This window comes from Paenibacillus sp. S-12 (assembly GCF_030363895.1).
GTDB lineage: Bacteria > Bacillota > Bacilli > Paenibacillales > Paenibacillaceae > Paenibacillus_B > Paenibacillus_B alvei.
Genome location: NZ_JASIUF010000026.1, coordinates 152,368 through 175,928 on the forward strand (window position 1 = coordinate 152,368; position 23,561 = coordinate 175,928).

The 23,561-nt window shown below is 48.7% G+C and carries 15 protein-coding genes; 8 read left to right on the plus strand and 7 right to left on the minus strand.

All coding sequences use genetic code 11. The features are described 5' to 3' along the window. Nucleotides 1–115 precede the first annotated feature (115 nt). Nucleotides 116–1,105, minus strand: a complete 990-nt coding sequence (locus NO352_RS23415; RefSeq protein WP_005543591.1) for a glycoside hydrolase family 130 protein — start codon at nt 1,103–1,105, stop codon at nt 116–118. A 286-nt stretch (nt 1,106–1,391) separates the two neighbouring features. Beyond that, complete coding sequence (locus NO352_RS23420; protein WP_289356894.1) at nt 1,392–2,435, minus strand: LacI family DNA-binding transcriptional regulator; 1,044 nt, start codon at nt 2,433–2,435, stop codon at nt 1,392–1,394. A gap of 368 nt (nt 2,436–2,803) precedes the next feature. Here NO352_RS23420 and NO352_RS23425 point away from each other — a divergent pair, with 368 nt between their 5' ends. The 8 genes from NO352_RS23425 to NO352_RS23460 all read left to right on the plus strand — a co-directional run bounded on the left by NO352_RS23425 (nt 2,804) and on the right by NO352_RS23460 (nt 14,072). Beyond that, complete coding sequence (locus NO352_RS23425; RefSeq protein ID WP_289356895.1) at nt 2,804–3,373, plus strand: hypothetical protein; 570 nt, start codon at nt 2,804–2,806, stop codon at nt 3,371–3,373. Nucleotides 3,374–3,463: 90 nt separating this feature from the next. Continuing rightward, nucleotides 3,464–4,942: a methyl-accepting chemotaxis protein gene (locus tag NO352_RS23430; protein WP_040734922.1), complete on the plus strand. Its 1,479-nt coding sequence runs from the start codon at nt 3,464–3,466 to the stop codon at nt 4,940–4,942. A 259-nt stretch (nt 4,943–5,201) separates the two neighbouring features. Then, nucleotides 5,202–6,743, plus strand: a complete 1,542-nt coding sequence (locus NO352_RS23435) for an extracellular solute-binding protein (RefSeq protein ID WP_289356896.1) — start codon at nt 5,202–5,204, stop codon at nt 6,741–6,743. An 8-nt stretch (nt 6,744–6,751) separates the two neighbouring features. Beyond that, complete coding sequence (locus NO352_RS23440; protein WP_289356897.1) at nt 6,752–8,590, plus strand: cache domain-containing sensor histidine kinase; 1,839 nt, start codon at nt 6,752–6,754, stop codon at nt 8,588–8,590. Nucleotides 8,591–8,693: 103 nt separating this feature from the next. Then, nucleotides 8,694–10,391, plus strand: a complete 1,698-nt coding sequence (locus NO352_RS23445) for a response regulator transcription factor (RefSeq protein WP_289356898.1) — start codon at nt 8,694–8,696, stop codon at nt 10,389–10,391. 159 nt (nt 10,392–10,550) lie between these two features. Beyond that, entirely contained in the window at nt 10,551–11,507 is a 957-nt protein-coding gene (locus NO352_RS23450) for an ABC transporter permease (RefSeq protein WP_005543576.1), read from the plus strand. A gap of 172 nt (nt 11,508–11,679) precedes the next feature. After that, the gene (locus tag NO352_RS23455) at nt 11,680–12,555 is read left to right on the plus strand and encodes a carbohydrate ABC transporter permease (RefSeq protein ID WP_268620435.1); all 876 of its coding nucleotides are present in this window, start codon (nt 11,680–11,682) and stop codon (nt 12,553–12,555) included. 47 nt (nt 12,556–12,602) lie between these two features. Further along, nucleotides 12,603–14,072 carry an extracellular solute-binding protein gene (locus NO352_RS23460; protein WP_289356899.1) on the plus strand — a complete coding sequence of 490 codons (1,470 nt, stop codon included), beginning with the start codon at nt 12,603–12,605 and terminating at the stop codon, nt 14,070–14,072. 161 nt (nt 14,073–14,233) lie between these two features. Here NO352_RS23460 and NO352_RS23465 read toward each other — a convergent pair whose 3' ends face one another. From NO352_RS23465 to NO352_RS23485, 5 genes are all read right to left on the minus strand, one after another. Further along, entirely contained in the window at nt 14,234–15,823 is a 1,590-nt protein-coding gene (locus NO352_RS23465; protein WP_289356900.1) for an FAD-dependent oxidoreductase, read from the minus strand. Between the two features lie 316 nt (nt 15,824–16,139). Further along, entirely contained in the window at nt 16,140–18,008 is a 1,869-nt protein-coding gene (locus NO352_RS23470; protein ID WP_289356901.1) for a bifunctional metallophosphatase/5'-nucleotidase, read from the minus strand. Nucleotides 18,009–18,240: 232 nt separating this feature from the next. Further along, nucleotides 18,241–19,272: a ribonucleotide-diphosphate reductase subunit beta gene (locus NO352_RS23475; protein ID WP_193372981.1), complete on the minus strand. Its 1,032-nt coding sequence runs from the start codon at nt 19,270–19,272 to the stop codon at nt 18,241–18,243. A 242-nt stretch (nt 19,273–19,514) separates the two neighbouring features. Then, on the minus strand, nt 19,515–21,866 hold the full coding sequence (locus tag NO352_RS23480; protein WP_483311859.1) for a ribonucleoside-diphosphate reductase subunit alpha: 2,352 nt from the start codon (nt 21,864–21,866) through the stop codon (nt 19,515–19,517). Nucleotides 21,867–22,638: 772 nt separating this feature from the next. Next, on the minus strand, nt 22,639–23,559 hold the full coding sequence (locus NO352_RS23485; RefSeq protein ID WP_005543561.1) for a response regulator: 921 nt from the start codon (nt 23,557–23,559) through the stop codon (nt 22,639–22,641). Nucleotides 23,560–23,561: the final 2 nt, after the last annotated feature.

Sequence of the window (23,561 nt, forward strand, 5' to 3'; positions counted from 1 at the left end):
GCTTAGCGCGATTGGATGCAAGGGGATTTTTATCATAGGTATTTGGGGTTGCAAAGAAAGGAAGAGCACTAGTAAAGTATGGCTGCCCTTCAGCAGTCTTCGCTAACAATATAACTTATTTTACACGAGAATTGTTCTTCACGAAGTCAACAATCTCATCGACATAACCGAAAGCAAGTGCAGTAACGGTATCAGCCGCGCCATAGTAAATCGCGATGCGTCCTGTTGCTGCGTCCACAAGTGATGCGCAAGGGAATGCAACGTTAGGCACGTCGCCTACGCACTCGTACAATGTGGAAGGTTGCAGCAAGTAAGGTTCACTGCGGTATTTTACTTTCCAAGGCTCATCCAAGTCGAGAATAGCTGCGCCGAATGCGTAAACGAATCCGTTGCAGGAGTTCAGTACGCCATGGTAAATCATGAGCCATCCTTCGCTTGTTTCGATTGGAATTGGGCCTGCGCCAACTTTCTTGCTTTGCCAGCCGCCCATTGGAGCCATTACGTGGCGGTGACGGCCCCAGAATTCCATATCTGGGCTTTCACTATAGAAGATGTCGCCGAACGGTGTGTGGCCTGTATCGGACGGACGGCTTACCATTGCATAGTTGCCGTTAATTTTGCGCGGGAACATTACGCCGTTGCGGTTGTAAGGCAAGAATGCATTTTCAAGCTGATGGAATGTTTTGAAGTCATATGTGTATGCCACGCCGATTGTTGGGCCGTGGTAGATGTTGCACCAAGTTACATAGAAGCGGTCTTCGATCCAGCATACGCGTGGGTCGTAGCCTTCAATAAAGTTGCCGATTTCCGGATCGTCACATTCGAATGTGAGCGGCTCATGATTGATGTCCCAGTTGATGCCGTCTTTACTGAAACCTGCATGCAAGCGCATGTAGCGGTTGCGATCGTCGCAGCGGAATACGCCAGCGAATCCGCCTTCGAATGGAACGACAGCACTATTGAAAATACTGTTGGAGTTCGGCAGCAAATCGCGTGGAATTACTGGGTTCTGGCTGTAGCGCCACAATACGTCACGATGTCCTTCAGGGCGTTCTTCCCAAGGCATGTTCGGGATATCTGGACCGATGATCTTAATTTGGCTCATGATGCAAACCTCGCTTTACGTAATTAAGTATGGAACCTATGCTGTTCAGGTGCAGGAGACGGAAGTTGAGACCAAAAGAATAGGTGAGAGCCTTGTTCTTTATTGATGTCGTGTACAGTGTCAACTGACTGGTTTGATACAGCATGTATCATTGTTTCACAGAACGCGATGACAGCGTTTCCGAATACCTAAAGAGTAAAACACAAAGGTTACAATGTCAAGTGATTATTGTGCATTTTCCATGCAAAATGATGTCATTATTCTTTACATAGTGTGCAAATGTAAACTACGTCCAATTGCGCACTGAATCGCGCCATTCCAGGTTCACTCCAATGCGAATCAGTTCCTTCGGCCGGTGCGGGTGATTAATGCGCCATACAATCTGCTCTCCAGCGCGCATTCCCAGCTCTTCTTTAGGCACATGCACGGTCGTAATGGATGGATGAACAAGCATGGATTCTGCAATGTTGTCGAATCCGGTAATAGAGATATCTTCAGGTACACGCATGCCGCTGCCTTTTACGATCTGCATGAAATCGACGGCAATGTTGTCATTCACACATACAAATGCAGATGGCTTATGCTTCATTTGAGAATAAGCTGCTGTCAATTCTTCTTCATTAAAATAATGTCGCTTCATGGAATTGATAATGCACCAGGATTCGTTGAGGGCTATTCCTGCCTCATTCATTGCACGCTTGAAGCCTTCCCAGCGCTCTCGATAGCTGAGGCAAGAGCCGATATCGCCTACGAACCCAATCTCCTTATGTCCACGTGCAATGAGATCTCGGGTGAGGGCATACACACTGTATGCGTTGTCCACGAGCATAACATCGCTGCCCAGCATGCCGAAGTTAAAGTCAGCGTGCGTGTCGATGAATAGCGAAGCAATGTCGGAACGCTCAATAAGCTCATAATACTCACGCAGGAAGGGCCCGATCATAATGACACCTGCAGGCTTTTGCTGTGCGAACAGGGAAGGCAGTTTTTGTTCACGTTCCTCTTCTATATCAATAATTGTCATCGCGAGCGAATAGCCAGCTTCTTTTAATGTTGTATTCAATCCTTTTATAAAGGTAGACCAATAATGGTTGCCCATATAATCCGAATGAGTAAGCAAGGATACGATGCGATTGGCCGAATGAATAGTATCCTCGTCTGCCTCGAGCTGATGGAATTTTGTATAGCCGAGCTCAACGGCCTTTTGCATAATACGGCGCTTCGTATCCTCGCGCATGCTGGGGTCGTTCTTCAGTGCCTTCGATACCGTATTGCGGGATAAATTCAGCGCGTCGGCAATATGTTGTTGAGTTACTTTGGATTGTGACATCTATGCATCGCTCCGATTACGATTGAATTGCGTCTAAGTTAACGTTGTTACAAGTATATAGGAGGTTTACATTTATGACAAATGTAAAGTTGCAAGTATGAAGATGAACAAATGAAAGTGCATACCAAATGAATTTAATTAAAATATGAGTAAATATTCATATAAAATTGGGACATTAGTACGAATTTTAAATAGAAGAGTTGGCATAAGGGATGAACGTTTTTACAATGGAAATTAGACGTATAGATTTCAGAAAATACCTTTCTGTTTTCAACGCTTATAATACTTTCAATTTAATTACGGATTTACCTGTGACCGATAACAAGAATACATAAATATTTACATACATACAAAGGAGTTACAGGGAGATGCACATTTCGGTGAAAAGCGAACAACAATTGCAGCTGTATCGATCCATTTGGACTACGGTCTGGAAAGAGAAGGGCTTCGAGCTGGAGTCATCAGCGCATCCGTTGGAGCAAGTCATTGTCTTTAACGAAGCAGGCATGGCTGTAGGCACATTCGAGCTGACGCTGTATAGAGAGAGGTCATGTAAGCTTGAAGAAGTTGCGCCGTTTGCCGAACAACCGGAGGTGATGAACGCCCCAGAACAAGTGGCGGAAGTGGACAAGGTAGCATTGTTGAAAGAGTATCGTGGTCATAATATTGACCGTCTGCTCTCCTCGATTGTCCATTATTCGCACAAGCATGGTATTGTGCATTGCGCATGTCTGCTGGAGCCGGTATTCGCGCGAGCATTGCGCGTATCCTTCCATGTTCCTATGCGAAAGATTGGAAAGAAGACATTTTATAAGGGAGATGACGTAGTTCCTACCCTTATTCATGTGGGGGAAATATGGCGAAATTCTGCAAAGTTTGACTGGTTCATTTCAGAACAGGAACAAGTAGGGGGAAGCTCAACTCCCGTCACTTGTTAACCGATATATTAGTAGGCAGGGAAGTTAACGGAATCAGCCGGACAAGCCGTTAACTACGATCACTCGATACATAGAAAGTTGGTAGATGGCGTGAATGAACTAACGATTCTTGACAGGCGCAATCGGTTGTTTGTCAAGATCATATGGACAATGCTTGCAATCGGCATCATCGGAGACGTGGCTGCGGGCATTGTCGGTACTATGCTTTATGTGCTAATTGGTTTTGGTGCAGTTGCCTGCGGGTTAGCGACGTTTTTAACCTACAAGCGCATTGGTGTAAAGTATGTGATGTATCTGATTCCGGTATTTCTGTGTTCTCTCGTTCTACTATTGATGAAGTCAGATCCGAATCCGATATTAAGCACGTACTTGTTGTTCTATGTCGTCATCAGCTTAATGACTTTATATCAGAACTATCGTCCTATCGTATTCACTGGAGTTGTCAGCATGCTGATGACTGTGTATCTGTTCTATGATCCTTTCCTGCATGAGAAGCTGTTCACGCGGGAACCGCTTCTGTACCTGCTTATGTATCTGCTCTTCGTTACGATTGCGCTCAGCGCCTCTGCTGTGTTCAGTCAGAATTTGCAGCGCCAAGTCGTAGAGCGGGGAACGGAAGCATTGAAGTCGAAGGAGCAGGCCGTTGGACTGCTCGGCCAAATTCAGTCTTCTGTTACGATGCTTAATGAATTCAGTCATGAGCAGAAGCTGCGTGCGGAGTCGACAGGAGCAATCTCTCGCGAGGTTACGGAGACATTCGCGCAAATATCTGCTGGCATTGAGGAGCAGACGATTAGCTTGCAGCACATCGGCAGCTCTGTCGAATCTGTGGAGCGTTCAGTTAGCCACGTAGCAACTGGGACGAATCAATTGGAGCAGGTAGCAGCGATTACTCTGCAATTGGCGGAACAGGGCAGCGGTCAAATCGATACCCTTGTCGGAGAGATTGATCGGGTGAAGCGCACAGTGGAACAGACCGTACAGGTTATGGATGCTTTGAATGCACAGACTGAGCAGGTTGGTAACATCGTCAGCACAATCAGTGATATTTCTGCACAAACGAATTTACTGTCCCTGAATGCGGCGATTGAGGCGGCTCGCGCAGGCGAGCACGGCAAGGGCTTCGCAGTTGTGTCGGGAGAAGTACGCAAGCTGGCTGATCATGCGAAGAAGGCGACAGAGGATATTGCGTCGATACTGGAAGCGATACAAGCTCAGATTAGTGTCGCGGCAGAGCAAGTACAGCGCGGTCAATCTGCAGTGAAATCGAGTGTAGAGGCTACGGGGCAAGTGGAGCAGATTATGCGCACGATCACGGACAATACCGATCAGGTGAACCGTCAATCGGAAGCGATGCATGAGGCGGTTCGTGACCTCCAGACACAGTATTCCAATATGGCACAAGGTGTTGTTACGATTACGAACAGCACGGAGGAGCACATGGCCTCTGTCGAAGAGGTATTGGCGAATATGGAGCAGCAGCATATGGATATTCAGGTACTGGTCGAGGGGTACAACCGGTTGGACAAGCATGTGAGTGATTTGAAGCGTTTGTCTGAAGAAGAATAAACAAATGGAAAAAAAGGCCTATCAGAGAATACAATCTGATAGGCCTTTTCTGTATGATTAAGGGAAAGCGGCAAAGTACTAGCCTCAGCAGGCAGGTACTAAAGCGGATTGTATAAAAAGGGGAGGTAAGAACCTATTGGACAATCAGCAGATGGGTGTTAGAAGAAAGATAAAAATAAACAATTTGTTGTATACGCTTACAAATAACTGGGCCGCAGTCGTTCAGCGAACGATGCTGCCCTACAGGGGTACCATCAGAATGACAGGAATTCTTGTTGCATGCCTGTTCGTACTGGTCGGGTGCAGTGGGGGTACTGCCCAGTCTGAATTTGCGGCACAGAGATCCCTGCTGCCTAAAGTGACAGTTGTCTTGAACAGCCTTGGCATAGGCTTTCCTGAACCGTTTACGGAGAATGACAATCCGTATTTATCCAAGATCGAAGCCAAGACGGGCCTGCGCGTAGAGATGATCATTCCCCCTTCGCATCGATATGAGGATCGTGTCGGAGTCATGATGATGTCGAATCATACGCCAGATCTGATTAGTATTGCAGATGCGAATTGGGTATCGTACTATGCCCGCAAGCAAATGCTGACGCCGCTTGACCAATTGATTACTCGATATGCGCCAAAGCTGAAGGAGCGCATACCGCCTGACATATGGGAGCAGGTGTCCTTTAACGGGCAAGTCTATGCTATCCCGAGTCTGCATGAGGGTCAAGGATTGGAAATGATGTATATTCGCAAGGATTGGCTGGATCGATTGGGGCTTACACCACCGACTACACTTGCGGAGATGATGAGTGTGATGCGCGCCTTCACTTTGCTTGATCCAGACGGCAATGGTTTACACGATACATTTGGTATCAGCTTTATCGAGGAGTTGGGGCGCACTTCTCCTTGGTTTGGCGCTTTTGGGGTACAGCTTGATCAATGGATGGAGCGTAATGGTCAATTGGTTTACTCTAATGTGCAGCCAGAGATGAAAGAAGCACTTGCCTTTATGCGAACGATGGTGCAGGAGGGACTCGCTGATCCGCTCTTCCCGATTCAAACGCAGCGTGGTATAGAGAAGCAGGTAATCGATGGAAAGCTGGGGCTGTTCACAGGGACGTGGTACGATACCCGCAGCGTATTGGAGAAGAGCAAGGCCCGAGATTCGCGGGCAGAATGGATTTCGATTCCCTTCCCCAAGGGGCCGGGTGGAAGCGGGACCTACGCCTTGCCGCCAGTCCGTAGCTATCAGGTTATACCTGCTTCCAGCTCGCACGCGGTAGAAGTGCTGCAACTGCTTAACTATATTGCCGGAGAGGGACGTGATACGCTCAAGCTGGGAATCGAAGGAGAGGTATGGAGGTGGGAAAATGGGAAGCGTGTAACCGATATGGAACGTCATACTCAGCATCATTATCGCGGACTTTATGCCAATTTGGCAGATATTCCAGATGAGGCTTATACCCAATCCCGGCTTGACTCACTAGGTGTTGGATACCGTCTGTACGATAATCTTCGCTTTGCTTCCATAAATGCACGAACAAGTGCTTTCCGTTCCTTGCCCACACCAGCTATGACTCGATATGCTCCGCTTTTGCTGAAAAAGAATGACATGCTCATCGACATCATACTTGGCAATCGATCGTTGGAAGACTTCGAGAGGTATGTATCGGAATGGATGGATGAAGGCGGACGAGAAATGACGAAAGAAGCCAATGACTGGTATCACTTTAGCTGGAATCAGATGAACAATCAGAGCCAGCCCTACAATGGGCATTCTGGGCGTAATCAAGAAGGCGGGAGGTAACTGCGACTATGCTGAAATATGTACGCAATCAAATTCGTCAGCGGATCCAGTGGCGCCTGACCATTTATTTCGTGCTAATTCTTATTCCCTTGCTGCTGACCGGATGGTTCTCCAACAAGCGTTCTCAGGAGCTGCTGTTATCCGAAACGACCGCTCGTACAGAAAGTGCGATGCATGCGCTAATGGACAACATTGAGCTCGTGCTGCAGAACGTGGAAGAGCTGTCCGCAATGTTATCAACCGATACGGAGATGAACGAGGCGCTTACGAACGCCAAGCGGGAGCTGAAGGGGAATGATATCATGGCTTTCGCGGACATGAAGCATAAGCTGTCCAACTTCTTGTCGATTCATCCAATGTTCTCACAAATTGCCGTATATCACGACCATTCCAATTCGGTGATTTCCACACTGCATGGTGTGCTGCCCGTTGATCGCGCAGATGAGCGCATTTGGCTGCGCCAGTTGCTGAATGGAATGGGAACAGGCATCGTATTCATCCAACCGGATGAACGAATCGGAGCGGGAAAGCCGTTCGGGCAGGCATTCGGCGCAGATAGTCTGGCGGTTGTGCGGGCGATGGATATTTACAACCCGAACCGGGAACGGCATGCACTGATTATTAGCGTGAACATGGCGCGCTTACAGCAATATATACGTTCTGTTACACCCTCGCCGCAGGCCGAACTTCATCTGTATACGGCAGATGGGAAATGGGTAACAGGGACGGCTGAACGCCCCCAGTCGTATCAAGATTACATGAGCCGCGCGGAAGCAAGCGATCATGTGCTGATCCAAGCTGCCTCGCCTTACTACGGATGGACGCTTACACTGTCTCAGCCCAAAAAGGAGCTGTTCGCACAGTCCTATCAACTGGAATATTACGCCGTGTTCATGATCGTACTAAGCATTGTGCTGGCGCTGGTTATGGCTTACAGCATCTATACGAGCATTGCGGCTCCTATGCGGAAGCTTGCTCGCGGCATGAGAGCAATTACGATTGGCAAACTAGATGTCAGGCTGAACTCAACTCGGCAGGATGAATTCGGTCTCGTCACGGACTTATTCAATCACATGGCATCGCAGCAGCAACACCTCATTCATGATCACTACGAACAGAGCCTGCGGCTAGCCAATACAGAATTGAAGCTGCTTCAATCTCAAATTCATCCTCACTTTTTATATAACACACTAGATTCGATATATTGGATGGCTCAGCACGCAGAGGCGGAGGATATTTCCGAGATGGTGCTTCATTTGTCGCGGTTTTTCAGATTAAGCCTAAGCAAAGGCAGAGATGTACTCACTGTTAAGGAATGTCTGGAGCATTTGCATGCTTATATACGTATTCAGCAAATCCGTTTTATGGATCTATTCCGCATCGAGTATGAAGTCGAACCGCAAGCAGAAGGAATTCCCCTTGTGAAGCTGCTTGTGCAGCCGGTCGTGGAAAATGCAATCATCCATGGGTTGGAGAAATCATCACAAGCAGAGGAGATGCTGCTGCGGATTGCGGTGCGTGTCGAAGAAAAAGAAGGGGGACGATGCCTCATCATTGCCATTATCGATTCGGGAACCGGTATGACAGAGGACGTAAGCTTGCGTTTGCAAGCGGAGCTGTCTGCTGTATTGCGGGAGCCGACAGAGCAGGGGCTAAAGGTGAGCAATCAAGCAGGGTCTGGATACGGGCTCCGCAATGTTGCGGCACGGATGCGCCTAAATTACGGGCCTCGAGCGCATATCCATATTTCCAGCGTACCGGGGGAAGGAACAACCGTAACGCTCGTTCTCCCTTTGTCAGAGCCGTACAAGAGTAGAGCCGGAGTTTGGACAGAAGCAGCAGGTTAATCAGGCATTACGGCTAGGCTATGTTGAATTATCGAATTCACGATCAATTGATACTAGATAGATCACCATGTTTCGCACTCGGTGTGGAAGGAGGAAGCAAGAGATGAATTTATTAATTGTAGAGGATGAACTGCGGCTTCGTCATAGCTTGACTGAACTGATATCTTGGGAGCGGGCAGGCATCACAGAAGTGACGGCAGCGGCTACGGCAGAGGAAGGGAAGCGCTGGATGCAGTTGAAGCGGCCGGACATTATGCTGGTGGACATCCAATTGCCGGACGGAGATGGCTTATCCTTGGTAAGGCAAGCGCTGGAATGGAATGCCGAGGTAAAAGCGGTGGTGCTCAGCGGCCATGATCATTTCCCATACGCTCAAGAAGCGCTATCTATGGGCGTGAAGCATTATTTGCTGAAGCCGGCGGGTCAGGATGCTATCCTGCAGGCGGTTGCGAGTGCTGTCTCTGAGCGGCGTCAGGATATTCAGCGCAAGCATGATTATTACATGCTGCGCCAGCAATGGAACAGCCACCTGCCGATATTGCGTCAGCGCATATTGCGGCAAGGGATGGAGGGGAGCTTGTCGACAGCAGCATTTATGGAACGCATGGCAGAGCTCGGCGTCGTTTTAAAGAACAATGAACGCTACGTCGTGATGGTGATCGATCCCGATCCCTATCCAGAGGAACGGGTACAGGCATTCGGCGGGGATCGCGGATTGATGCATTTTGCGGTCGGCCAAGTTGTGGAGGAGGCGATGACGGGAATAGAGTATGGTTCTATACATATTTGTCGTGAGGCAGGCAGGCCGCTGGCCCTCTTATTTCGTTACCCATCTGTATCTGGCCCTGAACCTGAGGACGGCGGCAGTAGCATTATGACAGAAGCTGCGCAATCGACGGCCAGCCTTGGCGGGATGTCAGACGGAGATATGATGATTGGGATTCATGCGCTGGCAGGCAAGATGTTGGAATATATTAAGACTTCCTTAAAGCTGACAGCCAGTGCCGGCATTAGTTCGGCGTGTGGAGGGCTCGTTGATGTACCGCGGCTATATAAGGAAGCGGAGTTTGCGCTTAGTCAGAGATTTGTTCATGGGGGCGATATTGTAATTCCGTACCGCAATCATAGAATTGCTGCTCAGGGAAAATCCTCATCTGTCGCGATCTGTAGCGAGCAATGGGAACGTGATTTAGACATCGCTTGGAACACGGCGGAAGAACAGCTTGCCATGGAGCAGGCAGAGGCTTGGATCACGGCGGTATGCGCCATTCCAGAGGCAGAGGCGTTCAAGGAACAGACGATGTATCTGCAATCGTGGATCATGATCTGGCTGCGCAAGCAGGGCTGGTCGATGTCGGAAGTTATGGGAGAGGATGCAAGATGGTTCCGTCATACAGCTGAACTGCGGACAAAGCAGGAATGGAGTGAGTGGATACGGCGTGTTATGCGGCGAATGAGTATGGAAGCCAGTATGGTGCGCAGGCGCAGCGGAAATCGCTTGGTCGCGGAGGTGAAGGAACTGATCGAAAGCGAGCTTCACACCGAGCTGACTTTGCAGGACGTGGCCGATCGGCTGTATATCAATGCTTCGTATCTGAGCAGGCTGTTCAAGCAGGAGATGGATCAGCCCTTTTCTTCCTATTTGCTTACGCGCCGTATGGAGAGAGCGAAGGAGGCGCTATTTCAAGGGGAGAGGGTCTATCAAGCGGCGGAAGCGGCAGGTTTCCGCGATGTGAGCTACTTTACGAAGGTGTTCCGCAAATATTGGGGAGTTACGCCTAGTGATTGGAAACGGGGATAAAGGTGTGTAGTTAGCTGCTCTTGCCCTGCGCTTGGAAATCATTTTACCAGAAGAAGTCATGGCTCTCCCGTGTTCGAATGAGGATGGATACCGTAGGCTAGAAGCAGATACAGCAAAGAATGCATGCCAAGTGTTCATGCCACAGAAAGGATGGGAGCTATGGATAGGCTGGAATTGGACAATGCTCCTCGCTCGTCTTCGCGATCGTACAGACGGAAGCTGTGGAGCGACATTCGAAAGGATTGGGACTTATACATTGCGCTTTTGCCTGGAATCGCCTTTCTTCTCCTGTTCAAGTACACACCAATGTATGGCGTCGTGATTGCTTTTCAGGATTTCAACATTTTTAGCGGGATTGAGGAGAGTCCTTGGGCAGGATTCGCGCATTTCGAACGGTTGTTTCAATCGCCGAAGTTTGCACAGGTGTTCTGGAATACGATCGTAATCTCGGTTCTGAAAATCGTACTTCTCTTTCCACTGCCGATTGTGCTTGCGATCCTGCTGAATGAGTTGACGAAAATGTGGTTCAAGCGCCCGGTACAAACGATTATATACATGCCGCACTTCCTGTCTTGGGTTATCGTGAGCGGGCTGTTCATGGATCTGCTGTCTATCAATGGGGGGCTTGTGAACCGGATGATCGAATGGCTGGGAGGAGAGCCGATCAAGTTCTTCCTCGACAACAGTGTCTTCCGCTGGCTGCTCGTCGGAACGGCAGGGTGGAAAGAAGCTGGCTGGGGCACCATCGTATATTTGGCTGCGTTAAGCTCTATTGATCCGCAACTGTATGAAGCAGCGAAGATCGATGGGGCGAACAAGTTCAAGCAGATTTTGCATATTACGCTGCCAGGGCTCGTTCCCGTCATTTTGCTGATGTTCATCCTGCGGCTAGGCAATATTTTGGAGGCCGGAACGGAGCAAATTCTCGTCATGTACAATCCTGTCGTTTACAACGTGTCGGATGTCATAGGCACCTATGTATATCGCACAGGCTTAGGCGAGCAGAATTACAGCTTCTCTGCTGCTGTGGGGCTGTTCGAATCTATCGTTGGCTTCGTATTGATCATTGGCGGGAATTATTTGAGCCGCCGCTTCCTGAATCGAGGAATCTGGTAAAGAAGAAGCTGGTTAGCATAGAAGCGGCTGCAGATGATCAAAAACTCCAAATTCTGTGGGGTTGAATGGTCGACTTATCACACTATTGAACATGAATGCATGAAGAAAGGAGGTTTGGCATAAAGTGAGACATTCATTGACTGCGGGAAGAAGAACGGGAAGCGCAATTCGTATGTCGGTCGGAGAACGAATCTTCCATGTGCTGAACTATCTCTTTTTTGCCCTTATCTCTTGGACGACATTGTTCCCGTTTCTTAATTTGCTTGCCAAGTCGCTCAGCAGTGAGGAGGCGGTCATGTCAGGGAGTGTATCCCTATTCCCGGTGGACATTCAGTTCGGCACGTACTTATATGTATTGAACGACTCTCAATTTATGAATGCCTTTCTCGTATCAGTCACGATTACGGTAGCGGGCACAGCTCTGGGTCTGCTCATGACTGCATTAGCTGCTTACCCCTTGTCTAAGCCTCGCCTGCGCGGACGCAAGTTCTTCATTTTGATGTATGTGTTCACGATGCTGTTCAGCGGCGGCCTTATTCCCACGTATTTGCTGATGCAGCGGCTGAACTTGATTGATACGCTGTGGGTGCTCTTTTTGCCGAGCATGATTAGCGTGTTCAATATGCTTATTATTAAAAATTACTTTGAATCGCTGCCTGATGAACTTGAGGAATCCGCCAAAATGGATGGGGCCTCTAATCTGACGATTCTATTCCGCATTACCGTTCCATTATCATTGCCGGTATTCGCAACCATTGCGCTTTTTTTTGCAGTGGGTTTCTGGAATGATTATTTTGCCTCGATGATCTACATCAACACCGCAGAACTGAAGCCGCTGCAATTATACTTGAAGGAACTGCTGGCACATTCCAATATTACGTATCAGGATGGCGGCCATGTGACCAACATTGATGCTGTCATGAATACGACGCCTCAGGCCATTCAGGCTGCTTCGATTCTTGTCGCTACTTTGCCTATCTTGCTTGTGTATCCGTTTCTGCAAAAGTATTTCGTGAAAGGGGTACTGATCGGTTCTGTAAAAGGGTGACGCCATGAAGTAATTGCGGGGATATCAAAAAGAGTGGAGGTATGTTCATGCAACAGAAAAAGATTTGGTTCTCGATTATTTCGATCGTTATGGTATTATCGCTTCTTGGCTGTAACAACGGGGGATCAGGGAAAGGTGCGGAAGAAGGGGAAGGCGGCAAGCAACTGCGACAGCTGATGCAGTTCGATCGCTTTGAGCCGAACGGTGATCCGGTCGCCCTATACTTGAAGGAGAAGACAGGATATACGGTCAAGTATGAGATGCTTCCGGCGGAGAATGCAGACGAGAAGCTGAACCTGCTCATGGCAAATAAGGAATCTTATGATGTAATGAAGCTGGCGTCAGCTCAATATTATCAGCTCGTATCGTCCGGTGCGCTAGAGCCGCTGGATGATCTGATCGAGAAGTACGGAATAAACATGAAGCAGGTGATCAGCAAGGAATCCTGGGACGGCGCCCGCTATGACGGCAAAATTTACGCGATTCCTGAAACGGGCGGAGGCGGAACCTCATCCAATGCCCTCGTAGTTCGTCAGGATTGGCTGGATGAGCTGGGCTTGAAGATGCCAACGAATTTAGATGAGCTGGTAACGGTGCTGCGCGCATTTAAGGAAAAAAAGAATGTGATACCCCTGACAGGGGGCAAGGTTCCTGTACATCCTGACATCGCCAGTGTATTTGGCTTAACGACACCATGGCTGGAGCGGGATGGTAAAATCATTCATGCTGTTGAGACTCCGGAGATGAAGGAATACTTGAAGTTTATGAATACACTGTACAAAGAGGGACTTATTGACTCGGAGTGGGGCATTAATACGGCGGACAAATCGATAGAGAAGATGGCTAGCGGCAAGGCTGCGATGTACAGTCCGGGATGGTGGATTGCACCGAACCTGGAGAATGCCGTTGCAAAGAACTTCCCAAATGCGAAGCTTGCGATCGTGCCTGTATTGAAGGACAAATCAGGTAAGGCGCGCGTTGGAACGCCGGGCAATACAATTAATTACTACATTGCAATTCCGAAGTTCGCGAAGCATAAGGAAGATGCGATAAAGTGGCTCGACATGAAGTTTGACAAGGATATTTTTAAAGGCATTGCCATTGGTGAGGAAGGAGTGCACCACAAGTTTGAGAACGGATCTTACTCGCCTGTTATGCCTAAGTTCTCGGATGAGCGCACAAATGCAAGCGCCTTCTTGACGGGAGTAGATGAGAAGAACTATCCGATTTATTGGCAGGCTAGATTGAAGAAGAACCCATTTGTAGAAAGCTATTTCAACACATTCCAAAAAAATGCGGAGGGCTTGCTGATCTCTGATCCGCTTGGCTCGGCACCTCCACTGCCGGATATTTCGAAAAACGTACAGCGCTTGAATAAATATCAAGAAGATACGTTCATTAATTATATTAGCGGAACGGAATCGCTCGACAATTATGACCAGTTCCTAGCGGAATGGCATGCACAGGGTGGCGCGGATATGGTGAAGGCAGCAAATGAGTGGTATGCCAAACGATAAGGACAGACGATTACGTCTTATGTCTTAACAAGATAGGGGATGGCCCGAATATGGAGGGCCGTCCCCTTTTTTGGATATGAAGCAGCAAGATCTTACTGCCGTTTTGCTGGTCGTATAGCAGCATAGGTGCTGAAGCTCTTGCTCAAATGTCTGATTCCTGCCTATACAGGTCTTGTAGAAGGCCATTGCAGTACAATGCCGAGCTGCTTGAGCTGCTGCTGGTATGCGGCAAGGTGCTGCGCGTCACTTCTTACAGCACGCGGCAATATTCCTTGATTCAGCGCATATGCAGCCAAGGCGCCGGCAGCTTCCCCAATGTTCCATTCGACCGGATGCAAGCGATAGCAGCCGTTGGTAATATGAGTAGTGCCGATATTTTTGCAGGCTGGTATCAGATTGTTCATGCGAACCGGGAGCAAGCTGCCTAATGGTATTTGGAACGGTAAAGAAGAAATATCGATATAGTTGTCGCCTCCGGTTGAAGGATGGAGGTCAATTCGATAACAGCCAATGCCTACGGAATCAGCGAAAATTTCAGCGGTCTTATCGGGGCGGCAATCAGTAGCAACATGCTGCTCCAATACGGTGAACTCCGCCTGTATTCTTCGGGATTCCCGGACATAGGGATACATTGCAAATCCATCTGCCGTGCCGGCGATGTCGGGCCGCAATCGCAGCCCAGGATAGCCTGCGCCTCCGTCTGGGCGAGGCGCCTCTGTTTGCACCCAGTACAGTAATGACAGACTAAGCTGCTTTGCATCGAATAGATGGCGCTGCTTCTCTTCTTCGCTGACATCAATAATCGAGCCAAGCCAGTAATCATTTTGCGGCCAATTGATGACGGACACTGGCGTTGGAAGCACTCCTGAAGATACATCGAACAGGGAAGGATCCGTAGTTTGCCGATAGTGGAATAGCGGAAACTTCCCTTTTTCCCAAAAGAGGGAATAGGTGATCGGCTCCAGCGTTGTTGGCTTGACCGCAGTCCAGCTTAACAAACGATCCGGCCAGAACGAAGGTCGATATTGGCTCCAGAAATCATAGCGTTCCGGTTTTGGAATTGTATAATCTTCATCCTTCATGTAATCAACAGCGAAGCAGTAGGTGAAGCCTTGCATATTTTGCGGCTGAGGATCCCCGGATATAGCATGCGGCTCATCCGTATCACGCTGGGATTCTGCACCCGTAACGTATTCTGTGCCTGAGAGAGCGAGCAGATCCCCACACTCGGTTGCATCAAGGAAGTAGGAACCTGTCAGGTGAATGGAGTTGCCTTCCGCATCTTGAACGGTTACTGCTGCGATGCGGTCGCCATCAACTTCTGCACTCGTAGCCTGGCATTGTGTAATCATCGTGAGCTGCCCATTGTGCACATAAGGGAACAGCATCGATTCCAATACGAACAGCGCGATACGCGGATCGTGGCAGAGACGGCTTACGAGGCCGCTCCCAGGATTCAGCTCCGGATTCGACCGCGCCTTCATAGATAGGGGTAGATACTCCCGATAGTAGCGACGTATTTCGTTGCGTAATTGTCTGTACGTCTGCGTGCAGCCGAACTGCTCTATCCACGGATGCTCGTCTGGCGGGACAAGCTGACTTGTCAATTGACCGCCGATACGGCTGGTTTCTTCCGTAAGAATGACTGTCTTGCCTAAACGGCAAGCAGAGAGCGCAGCTGCACAGCCTCCCATGCTTCCTCCAATGATAATGAGGTCGGCATGCTTCTCGTATTTCGGTGAGGGTGACATTCGATCAGCTCCTTCGAAATATTTTCCAATTATTATTTACACCATTTAGTATAGGGAAGAAACAATACCTATCCCATATAATTTGATTGCTATTGTTGGTAGTTTGAATACTTTTTGACACGATAGATGCTTAGGAATGGGATAGGAGCAAGATATGCATAAGAATAGATAAACCTCATATAGGTAAGGGAAAGAAGCACGGAGATTGATACTGGTCGATACAAGAAGACACGCTACGCGAGAAGAGGTAGGTGCTCGCCAGCGTGTCTATTTCGGGGGGATTTTGTCATGCCATATAGAATTCGTAATTATGCCATTACTGCTTAATGCGTTGCTCGGTTTTCGCTGTAATATCTTTCTTTTCTTTCAAGTATTGTTCTACGACTTCATATAGGGTAACGCCAGTGTCCAGTGACTTCTTATCTTTGAACATGGCATAACCGTCGCCTCCGGCGATTAAGAAGTCATTCGTAGCTACACGGTACGTTTTGTCAGCCTCTACTGCCTTGTTGCCAACCTTCACGTCTGATACGCGGCTTCCTTTTGGCTTTTTAATATCGAAGGAGAAGGACAAGCCAGCAACTTGCGGGAAGCGGCCAGAGCCGGCATCAATTTCACTAACGCCATTTTCCAAGGCTGCTACCAACTCACTGCCTTTCACTTCAATTACGGCCAACGTGTTCGGGAATGGCAACACATCATACAGGTTGCGCTTCGTAATGTCGCCCTTCATAATCGTTGTGCGAATACCGCCTGAGTTCGTAATAGCGAGATCCGCCTCGAAACCAGGCATGGTACGTGTGCGAGAGAGCATCGCATCGGCAACCAGGTTGCCCATAATCGTTTCCTGCTTCCGTACTCTGGTGCGATCGCCGTCAAGGTCTACGCTTGCAGTAGCGATTTTTTCATTCAACAAGGTGTCGGTTTCTTTCTTCAATGATTCTACAATCGCGGCCACTTCTGAATCTGGCTTTGTAGCTTCATCGTACTTGATCAGTCCGCCTGAAAAATGAACCAGATCCTTGCCATGGTAGTAGAGATCGACTCGGCCAAGCGACTTGGCGTATTCCCAGTCTTGTACAATATACGTGCCGTTGACGAGTTCAGGCTGATCAACCGGTATATGCGTATGTCCGCCTACGATGATATCGATGCCTGGAACCTGCTTGGCCATTTCGCGGTCATAAGACAGCCCGGTATGACAGAGGACGATGACATGGTCAGCTTCTTTGCGGAGTTTCGGCACCCATTCCTTCGCAACTTCAATCGGATCCTTGAACGTCAAGCCTTTGACGTTGTCTGGGTGAGTGACAATCGGCGTGTCCGCGGTTACTAGGCCAAGGATGGCGAATTTCTTATCTCCGATCTGCTTCATGACGTACGGCTGCAGCAGGTTCTTGCCTTGTGCGTCGAATACGTTCGCAGCAAGGACAGGGAATTTGAACATTTTGGTCAACCTTGCAAGCTGTTCGTAGCCGAAATCGTATTCATGGTTGCCGGAAGCCATGAAGTCATATCCAAGCGCATTTGCCAGCTTTGTCGCGGTTTCCCCTTTGGACAGGTTCACGTATATCGTACCTTGGATCATATCCCCAGCATCAAGCACCATGGAATTCGGGTTTTCCGCGCGCAGTTCCTTCATTAAGGTGGCCAGCTTGGCATAGCCCATTTCCTTGGCCTTGGCGTCTTCCAGCATATGTCCGTGCGTATCGTTCGTATGTCCAATCGTAATATGCGTGGTAATGGCATTACCGAGGGCTGTAAAGAACGCTTCGCGTGTTACGGTATCACCGGATACCTCCAAGTTCAGTCCCGCCTTCTTCGCTACAGCTTGAAGAGCAGCGGCATTTGCCGGATGGTGAAGCTCCTTCCACAGCACTGCATCAACGACGTTTTGCTGCTTTGCCCAAGTGAGCGCTTTGGATGCCCAGCCCTTGATAGCGGGGTCAACTGTTTTGACTTCCCTTTCTTTGTCCTGTACACGTGCAATCATCGTGACTGCTTCAACGAGCGTAATGGGACGATCGAGTGCGAGACCGTCATTCGACCCGGTTATGTAGCTCTTCGACTGCATCCAATCCACATGATTAATCGGATTCAATGGTGCTGCGAATAATGATCCAGCAAATAGGGCGCTGATCAATGTGGTCAGAACTGCTGCTGTACCTAGCTTTTTCTTGTTCATAACGGACCTCCATGCTTGCTTCATATTTGAAATGTCTATGTAATAGATATGAGATATATAGGTATCGTAGGATATGGGGGTTGGGAGATTATTAACTGCAACATAAGAATTTGTAAATTTCAGCTGCTTGACTATGCGAGAGGCAGAAAATGAAAACCGCCTCCACCCTTGTGAAGGATGTGGCGGTTCTTGTAGGAGTCCGAAAAAATCAAGCCGTGGCTTAGAACGTAACTTATAGCTCGTCAAAACCGTTGTCGTCTCCCACCTTGCCATAAGTTCGGGACTTCGCTTCGAAGAAATCTGTCTTCGTCGCATTCAAGGCTTCATCTGAGAATGGCTTAATCCAAGGCATACAGTTCACGTCTACGCCTTCATACAGTTTCTCCATGCCAAGCAAGTTCAAGCGGCGGTTCGCGATATGCTTAATGTAATCCGACAGCTCCCGCAGATCAATGCCGCGAACCTGCTTAAGGGTGTAATGCGCCCAGTTCGTTTCCAATTGTACGGCACGGTCGATCGTATTGTATACGAATTGGCGGTTCGCATCGGTGTTCAGCTCTGGGAAGTCTGCGAGCAGTTGCTTGAACACCTCGCCGAAGAAGTAGCAGTGCTGGTTCTCATCACGCTGAATGTACGAAATCATTTGGCTTGTCGCCATCATCTTCTGATCTCGGGCCAAATTATAGAAGAAAGCGAACGTGCTATAGAAGAAAACTCCTTCCAGAATCAAATCCGCAACGAGCGCTTCAAAGAACGTCTGCGGTGTCGGATTATCCCGGAATGTTTGATAAATGTCGGCAATGAATCGGTTCCGTTCGAGCAGCACGCGGTCATGCTTCCAATATTCGAAAATGTCCTTCTGTTCTTGCTCCGACACAAGCGAGGACAGCACATAGGAATAGGATTGATTGTGTACGACCTCTTGCTGTGCAATGATAGCCGAGATGGCCTCAAGCGAGGAGTCCGTAAAATAGTTCTTCACATCACCAACGAACATGGTTTGCATGGAATCGAGCACAGCTAGAAGCGAGATATTAATTTTGAACGCATGCTTCTCTTGCTCATCCAGCAGCGGAAATTGCTGAGCATCCTTAGCCATTGGAATTTCATCTGCAATCCAATGATTTTGCAGAAGCACTTTGTACAATTTATACATATGCGGCATACGGATATCGTCCCAGTTCAATATGCCGGAGCATTCCCCTAAAATAATACGAGTAGACTTGTTCGGTGCTTCTGTATTGAAGATGAGCTGACGACTCAGCTCGCGATCTAACAATGTCATGAGACTCTTCCTTTCTATACTCCCTATTTCCCATGCACTTTCTATGAAACTAAACCATTTATGGCGAATCTGTCAGGCAGTAAGCAGGCGCATGTTGCAATTGTACTTACTGCCTTTCCAGATCTTATGTTCTTATTTCGGTACCAGTGCCTAGCCATGGACAGGCAGGCGTTCTGATGATGAGTTATTCATTTAAGAGAGCTTAACCTCAACGTTTCTTATTATGAGCTGCAAGCCTCGCATTCTTCGACCGTCAATGCTTGGCTGCGTACGTAATACGTAGATTTCAGTCCTGCCTTCCACGCATGAAGATGCAGCGATAGAAATTCTACTGCGCGAATATCGGGACGCACATACAAGTTAAAGCTTTGCGCTTGATCGATATGCCGCTGGCGAGCAGCGGCCATTCGAATTGACCAGTTCTGGTCAAGTCGGAAAGCTGTCTTGTAATACCAGATCGTTTTCTCCGATAGATCTGGAGCGGGGTTCGCGATTTTGTAAGTCGTCTTCTCTTCATAGCTGAGCAGATCATAGACCGGATCAATGCTGGCCGTAGAGCCGGCAATAATGGAAGTTGAGCCGTTCGGTGCTACCGCCATCAGCCACGCATTGCGCATGCCGTTCGCCTGTACCTGTGCAGCCAGCTCACGCCATTGCTCGGTCGTTACGAATTTGCCTTCTCGGGTGCCCGTCGTATATTCCCGTTCGGAGAAATAGCGGCCGTTCTCCCATTCTGATTGGGCAAAGAGCGGGTATGCTCCTTTTTCCTTTGCAAGCTTCATGCTGGCTTGAATTGCCAAGTAGTTGATCTTCTCATAGAGAGTGTCATTATACTGTACAGCCTCTTCGGATTCCCATGCGATGCCTTCTAAGGCCAACAGATGATGCAAGCCGAAGGTGCCAAGGCCAATGGCGCGATAGCGTCGATTCGTATGCTGCGCTTGCAGCACTTCGATTCGATTGATGTCGATGACATTGTCGAGCATGCGAACTTGTATCGGAATAAGCCGCTCTAGGACATCGGCGCGCACTGCGCGTGCCAGATGAATGGAATTCAAGTTGCAGACGACGAAATCGCCAGGAAGCTTGCTAATAATAATGCGGGACTGTCCATCCTGCGTGGTCAGCTCCTCTTGTTCGATCAGAGTAGGCGACATGTTTTGCATAATTTCCGTACACAGATTGGAGCTATAAATCATGCCATGCGCCTTGTTCGGATTGGCGCGGTTAGCCGCATCCTTGTAGAACATGTAAGGTGTGCCGGTCTCTAGCTGAGATTTGAGGATGCGCTTCATAATGTCAATCGCTGGCAGTGTAATGCGCGGCAGGCTTGGGTTCGCGACTGCTTCGGCATACTTATCGCGGAACTGTCCTTGACCACGCAGTTCATCATAGAAATCCTCTAAGCCGAGAGAGCGCCCCTTCTCGTCCTTCCAGCCCATGATTTTCTTCACTTCATGCGGGCAGAACAGATGCCAGTCATCCCGATTCTCAACTGCCTCCATGAACAGATCCGGCAAGCACACGCCATGGAAAATGTCATGGGCCCGCATGCGTTCGTCCCCGTTGTTCAGCTTCAAGTCGAGAAAGGAGAGAATGTCCTTGTGGAAGACGTCCAAGTATACTGCGATAGCGCCTTTGCGCGTACCTAATTGATCGACGCTGACGGCGGTATTGTTCAACTGGCGAATCCAAGGGATAACGCCTGAGCTCGTATTTTTATGTCCGCGAATATCGGAGCCGCGGGCGCGAATTTTCCCTAGATATACGCCGATGCCGCCACCCATCTTGCTCAGGCGGGCAACGTCGGTGTTCGATTCAAAAATCCCCTCGAGTGAGTCATCCACCGTGTCAATGAAGCAGCTGGACAACTGGCCGGCAACCTTCTTCCCGGCATTCGCCATGGTCGGTGTAGCGGCGGTCATATAGAGATTGGCCATCGCCCAGTAGGCTTCCTTGGCCAGCTCTGCCCGGCGCTCTGCAGGCTCCTTATGCATCAGATACATGGCAATGATCATGTAGCGCTCCTGCGGCAATTCCATCGTACGGCCCTCGAAGTCAGTTGCGAGATATCGTTCTGCTAATGTCAGCAGGCCGATGTAGTCAAAGATTTGATCATATTCCGCTTGAATGGATTGACCAAGCTCTCGAATCTGTTCAGGCGTATATGCCTCAAGCAATTCCTGACGGTAGATGCCAAGATCGCATAGGCGAGTAATAAGCTTGTAGAAATCCCCATAGGGCTTATCTGGATAAGCCTTATAGTTGCGATGGAGGGCAGCTTCCTTATAGAGCTTCGTTAATAAGGAATGTGCAGCAACGAACTTCCAGTCTGGCTCCTCCTTCGTCACCAACTCTAATGCCGTCATGATGCTCGCTTGGGTAATATCAGAAGCCTGTACGCTGCTGCTGCGCAGCTTGGATAATACGCCGCGGTGCCACCGATCCCGGTCAAGCTGGGGGTATGGTGCCATCATTCTCTCGCCATAGCGCATGATGCGGTTAGCATCGAATGCCAAGGAGCGGTTGTTAGGTTTATGAACAGTATGGACGATAGGTGTTGTCGTCTGCATTCGTAAATATTCCTCCTCGAATATCGATTTGGGATGGAGCCTCGCTATATGTGTCGGAATCGCGCAAAAGGGAAGCTTCTCGTCGAGTGCTGAGTATGTATCCAACATAAAGGGTGTTGGCAAAACGCCTGAAATGGAGCACTCTTCTGTTCGAGCGCATAAGAACAACGCGTGCGCCAGACAAGGACGCACACCTTCATCAATCTCGATCTTCCGACATGGCTTAGACAAGTTGCCATTTATCCAGCGATTCGTGAATCGGCTCTAAAAACGAACCTCGAATACAGCGCAAGGGTTGTCTTGTGTGGCTGTCTTCGAGGTTGTTTGCACTTTACTGCTTATCATATTAATTTCTTAATAATCACAACATGTAGATATTCTTACGTAAATATACTACAACATATTGGGCAAGTAAATAGGCTTAAGGTGATAATTGTCACGGTTTGCGAGGTGTGAGAATGGCGGTTTTCCTTATTAGCAGGCTTGTCCAAGGGATGAAGGCGGGGGATAAAAAATTTTTTTGAGGTACGAGATCATGCGAAAAAAGAAGGATAAGACAGGCGGCTATTCTATGGAAGTTAGGGTGCTGAATGTCCTTGTACAGTGGACAATTCTTGATCGCGAACGATGTCGAATGCAGGAAGGATAGGGGGCAGCAGCCAGATATATTACATCGAATTTCGTATGTACTGGCTGCATGTACGCATGGGAAGGAAAGTGTGCCCAGCATTCCATGTTTCCATGTGCATTTCACATTTTGCCACTTATCCGATCACGAAGTAGAAGAGCACTCGATATAAAATACATATAGAAATTTCCTTAAATTTATTTTGCAGGATGTCGATTTGCAGGAAGTCTCCAGCTCTCGCATGCGGAGCCGAACCTCCTGAAAGTCGAACATGCGAGCGGCAAAATACTCGAAAGTAGGGTTGCCGTAATCGCTTAACCCGATAGAAGACAAGTTGGTAAGCGCTTGCAATGTCAAGCGTCGAATTCGCTGCTCTGTTGCACGGACATCCCGCTTGAGATGCTCTCCCGCAGCTTGGCCGCGCAATGTGATTTGTTCATAAATCGTTTTGAGCGGAGGCAAATCTTGAAGGATCTGTTGCTCCTGCTCTTGAGTTTTGAGCCAGCTCACAATCCGAATCATATCCGAAGCCCCTGCTTCGCCAACAACGCCAAGCTGCAGGAGTAGGGATCTCGCTCGCTGCTCGATAAGCTTCTCTTGATGTACAGGAGCGTACTCCTGCTGAGCATGCAGGGCTCCCGTTCCTAGTACCTCGAGGGAGCGAAGCGAATTTCGAATGGACTTCATGGATTTCTCGAGCAGCAAATGGTCGGATACCCGTCTAAGGACAGCCAGCACCTCTAAGCGGTTGATCGGCTTTTGAATAAAAGTATCAACCCCTTGCTGGTAAGCTTCTCCGATCATTTCCTTATTTTCAACCTGAGAAATCATGATGAATCGACCGTTGTAATCATTCTCCCGCAGCGACTTTACCGTTTCAATTCCATCGCGGCCTGGCATTAACAGGTCAATGATAACGATATCCGCATGGCTAATATCCGCCGGCGATACATAGGAACCATCGTCGGCTTCGCCGACTACTTCGCCAAGACCACTTTCACCAATGATGCGTATTAGCATTTTCCGAACGGCAGGGTCGTCTTCAACCAGATAAAATTTTAACAAAA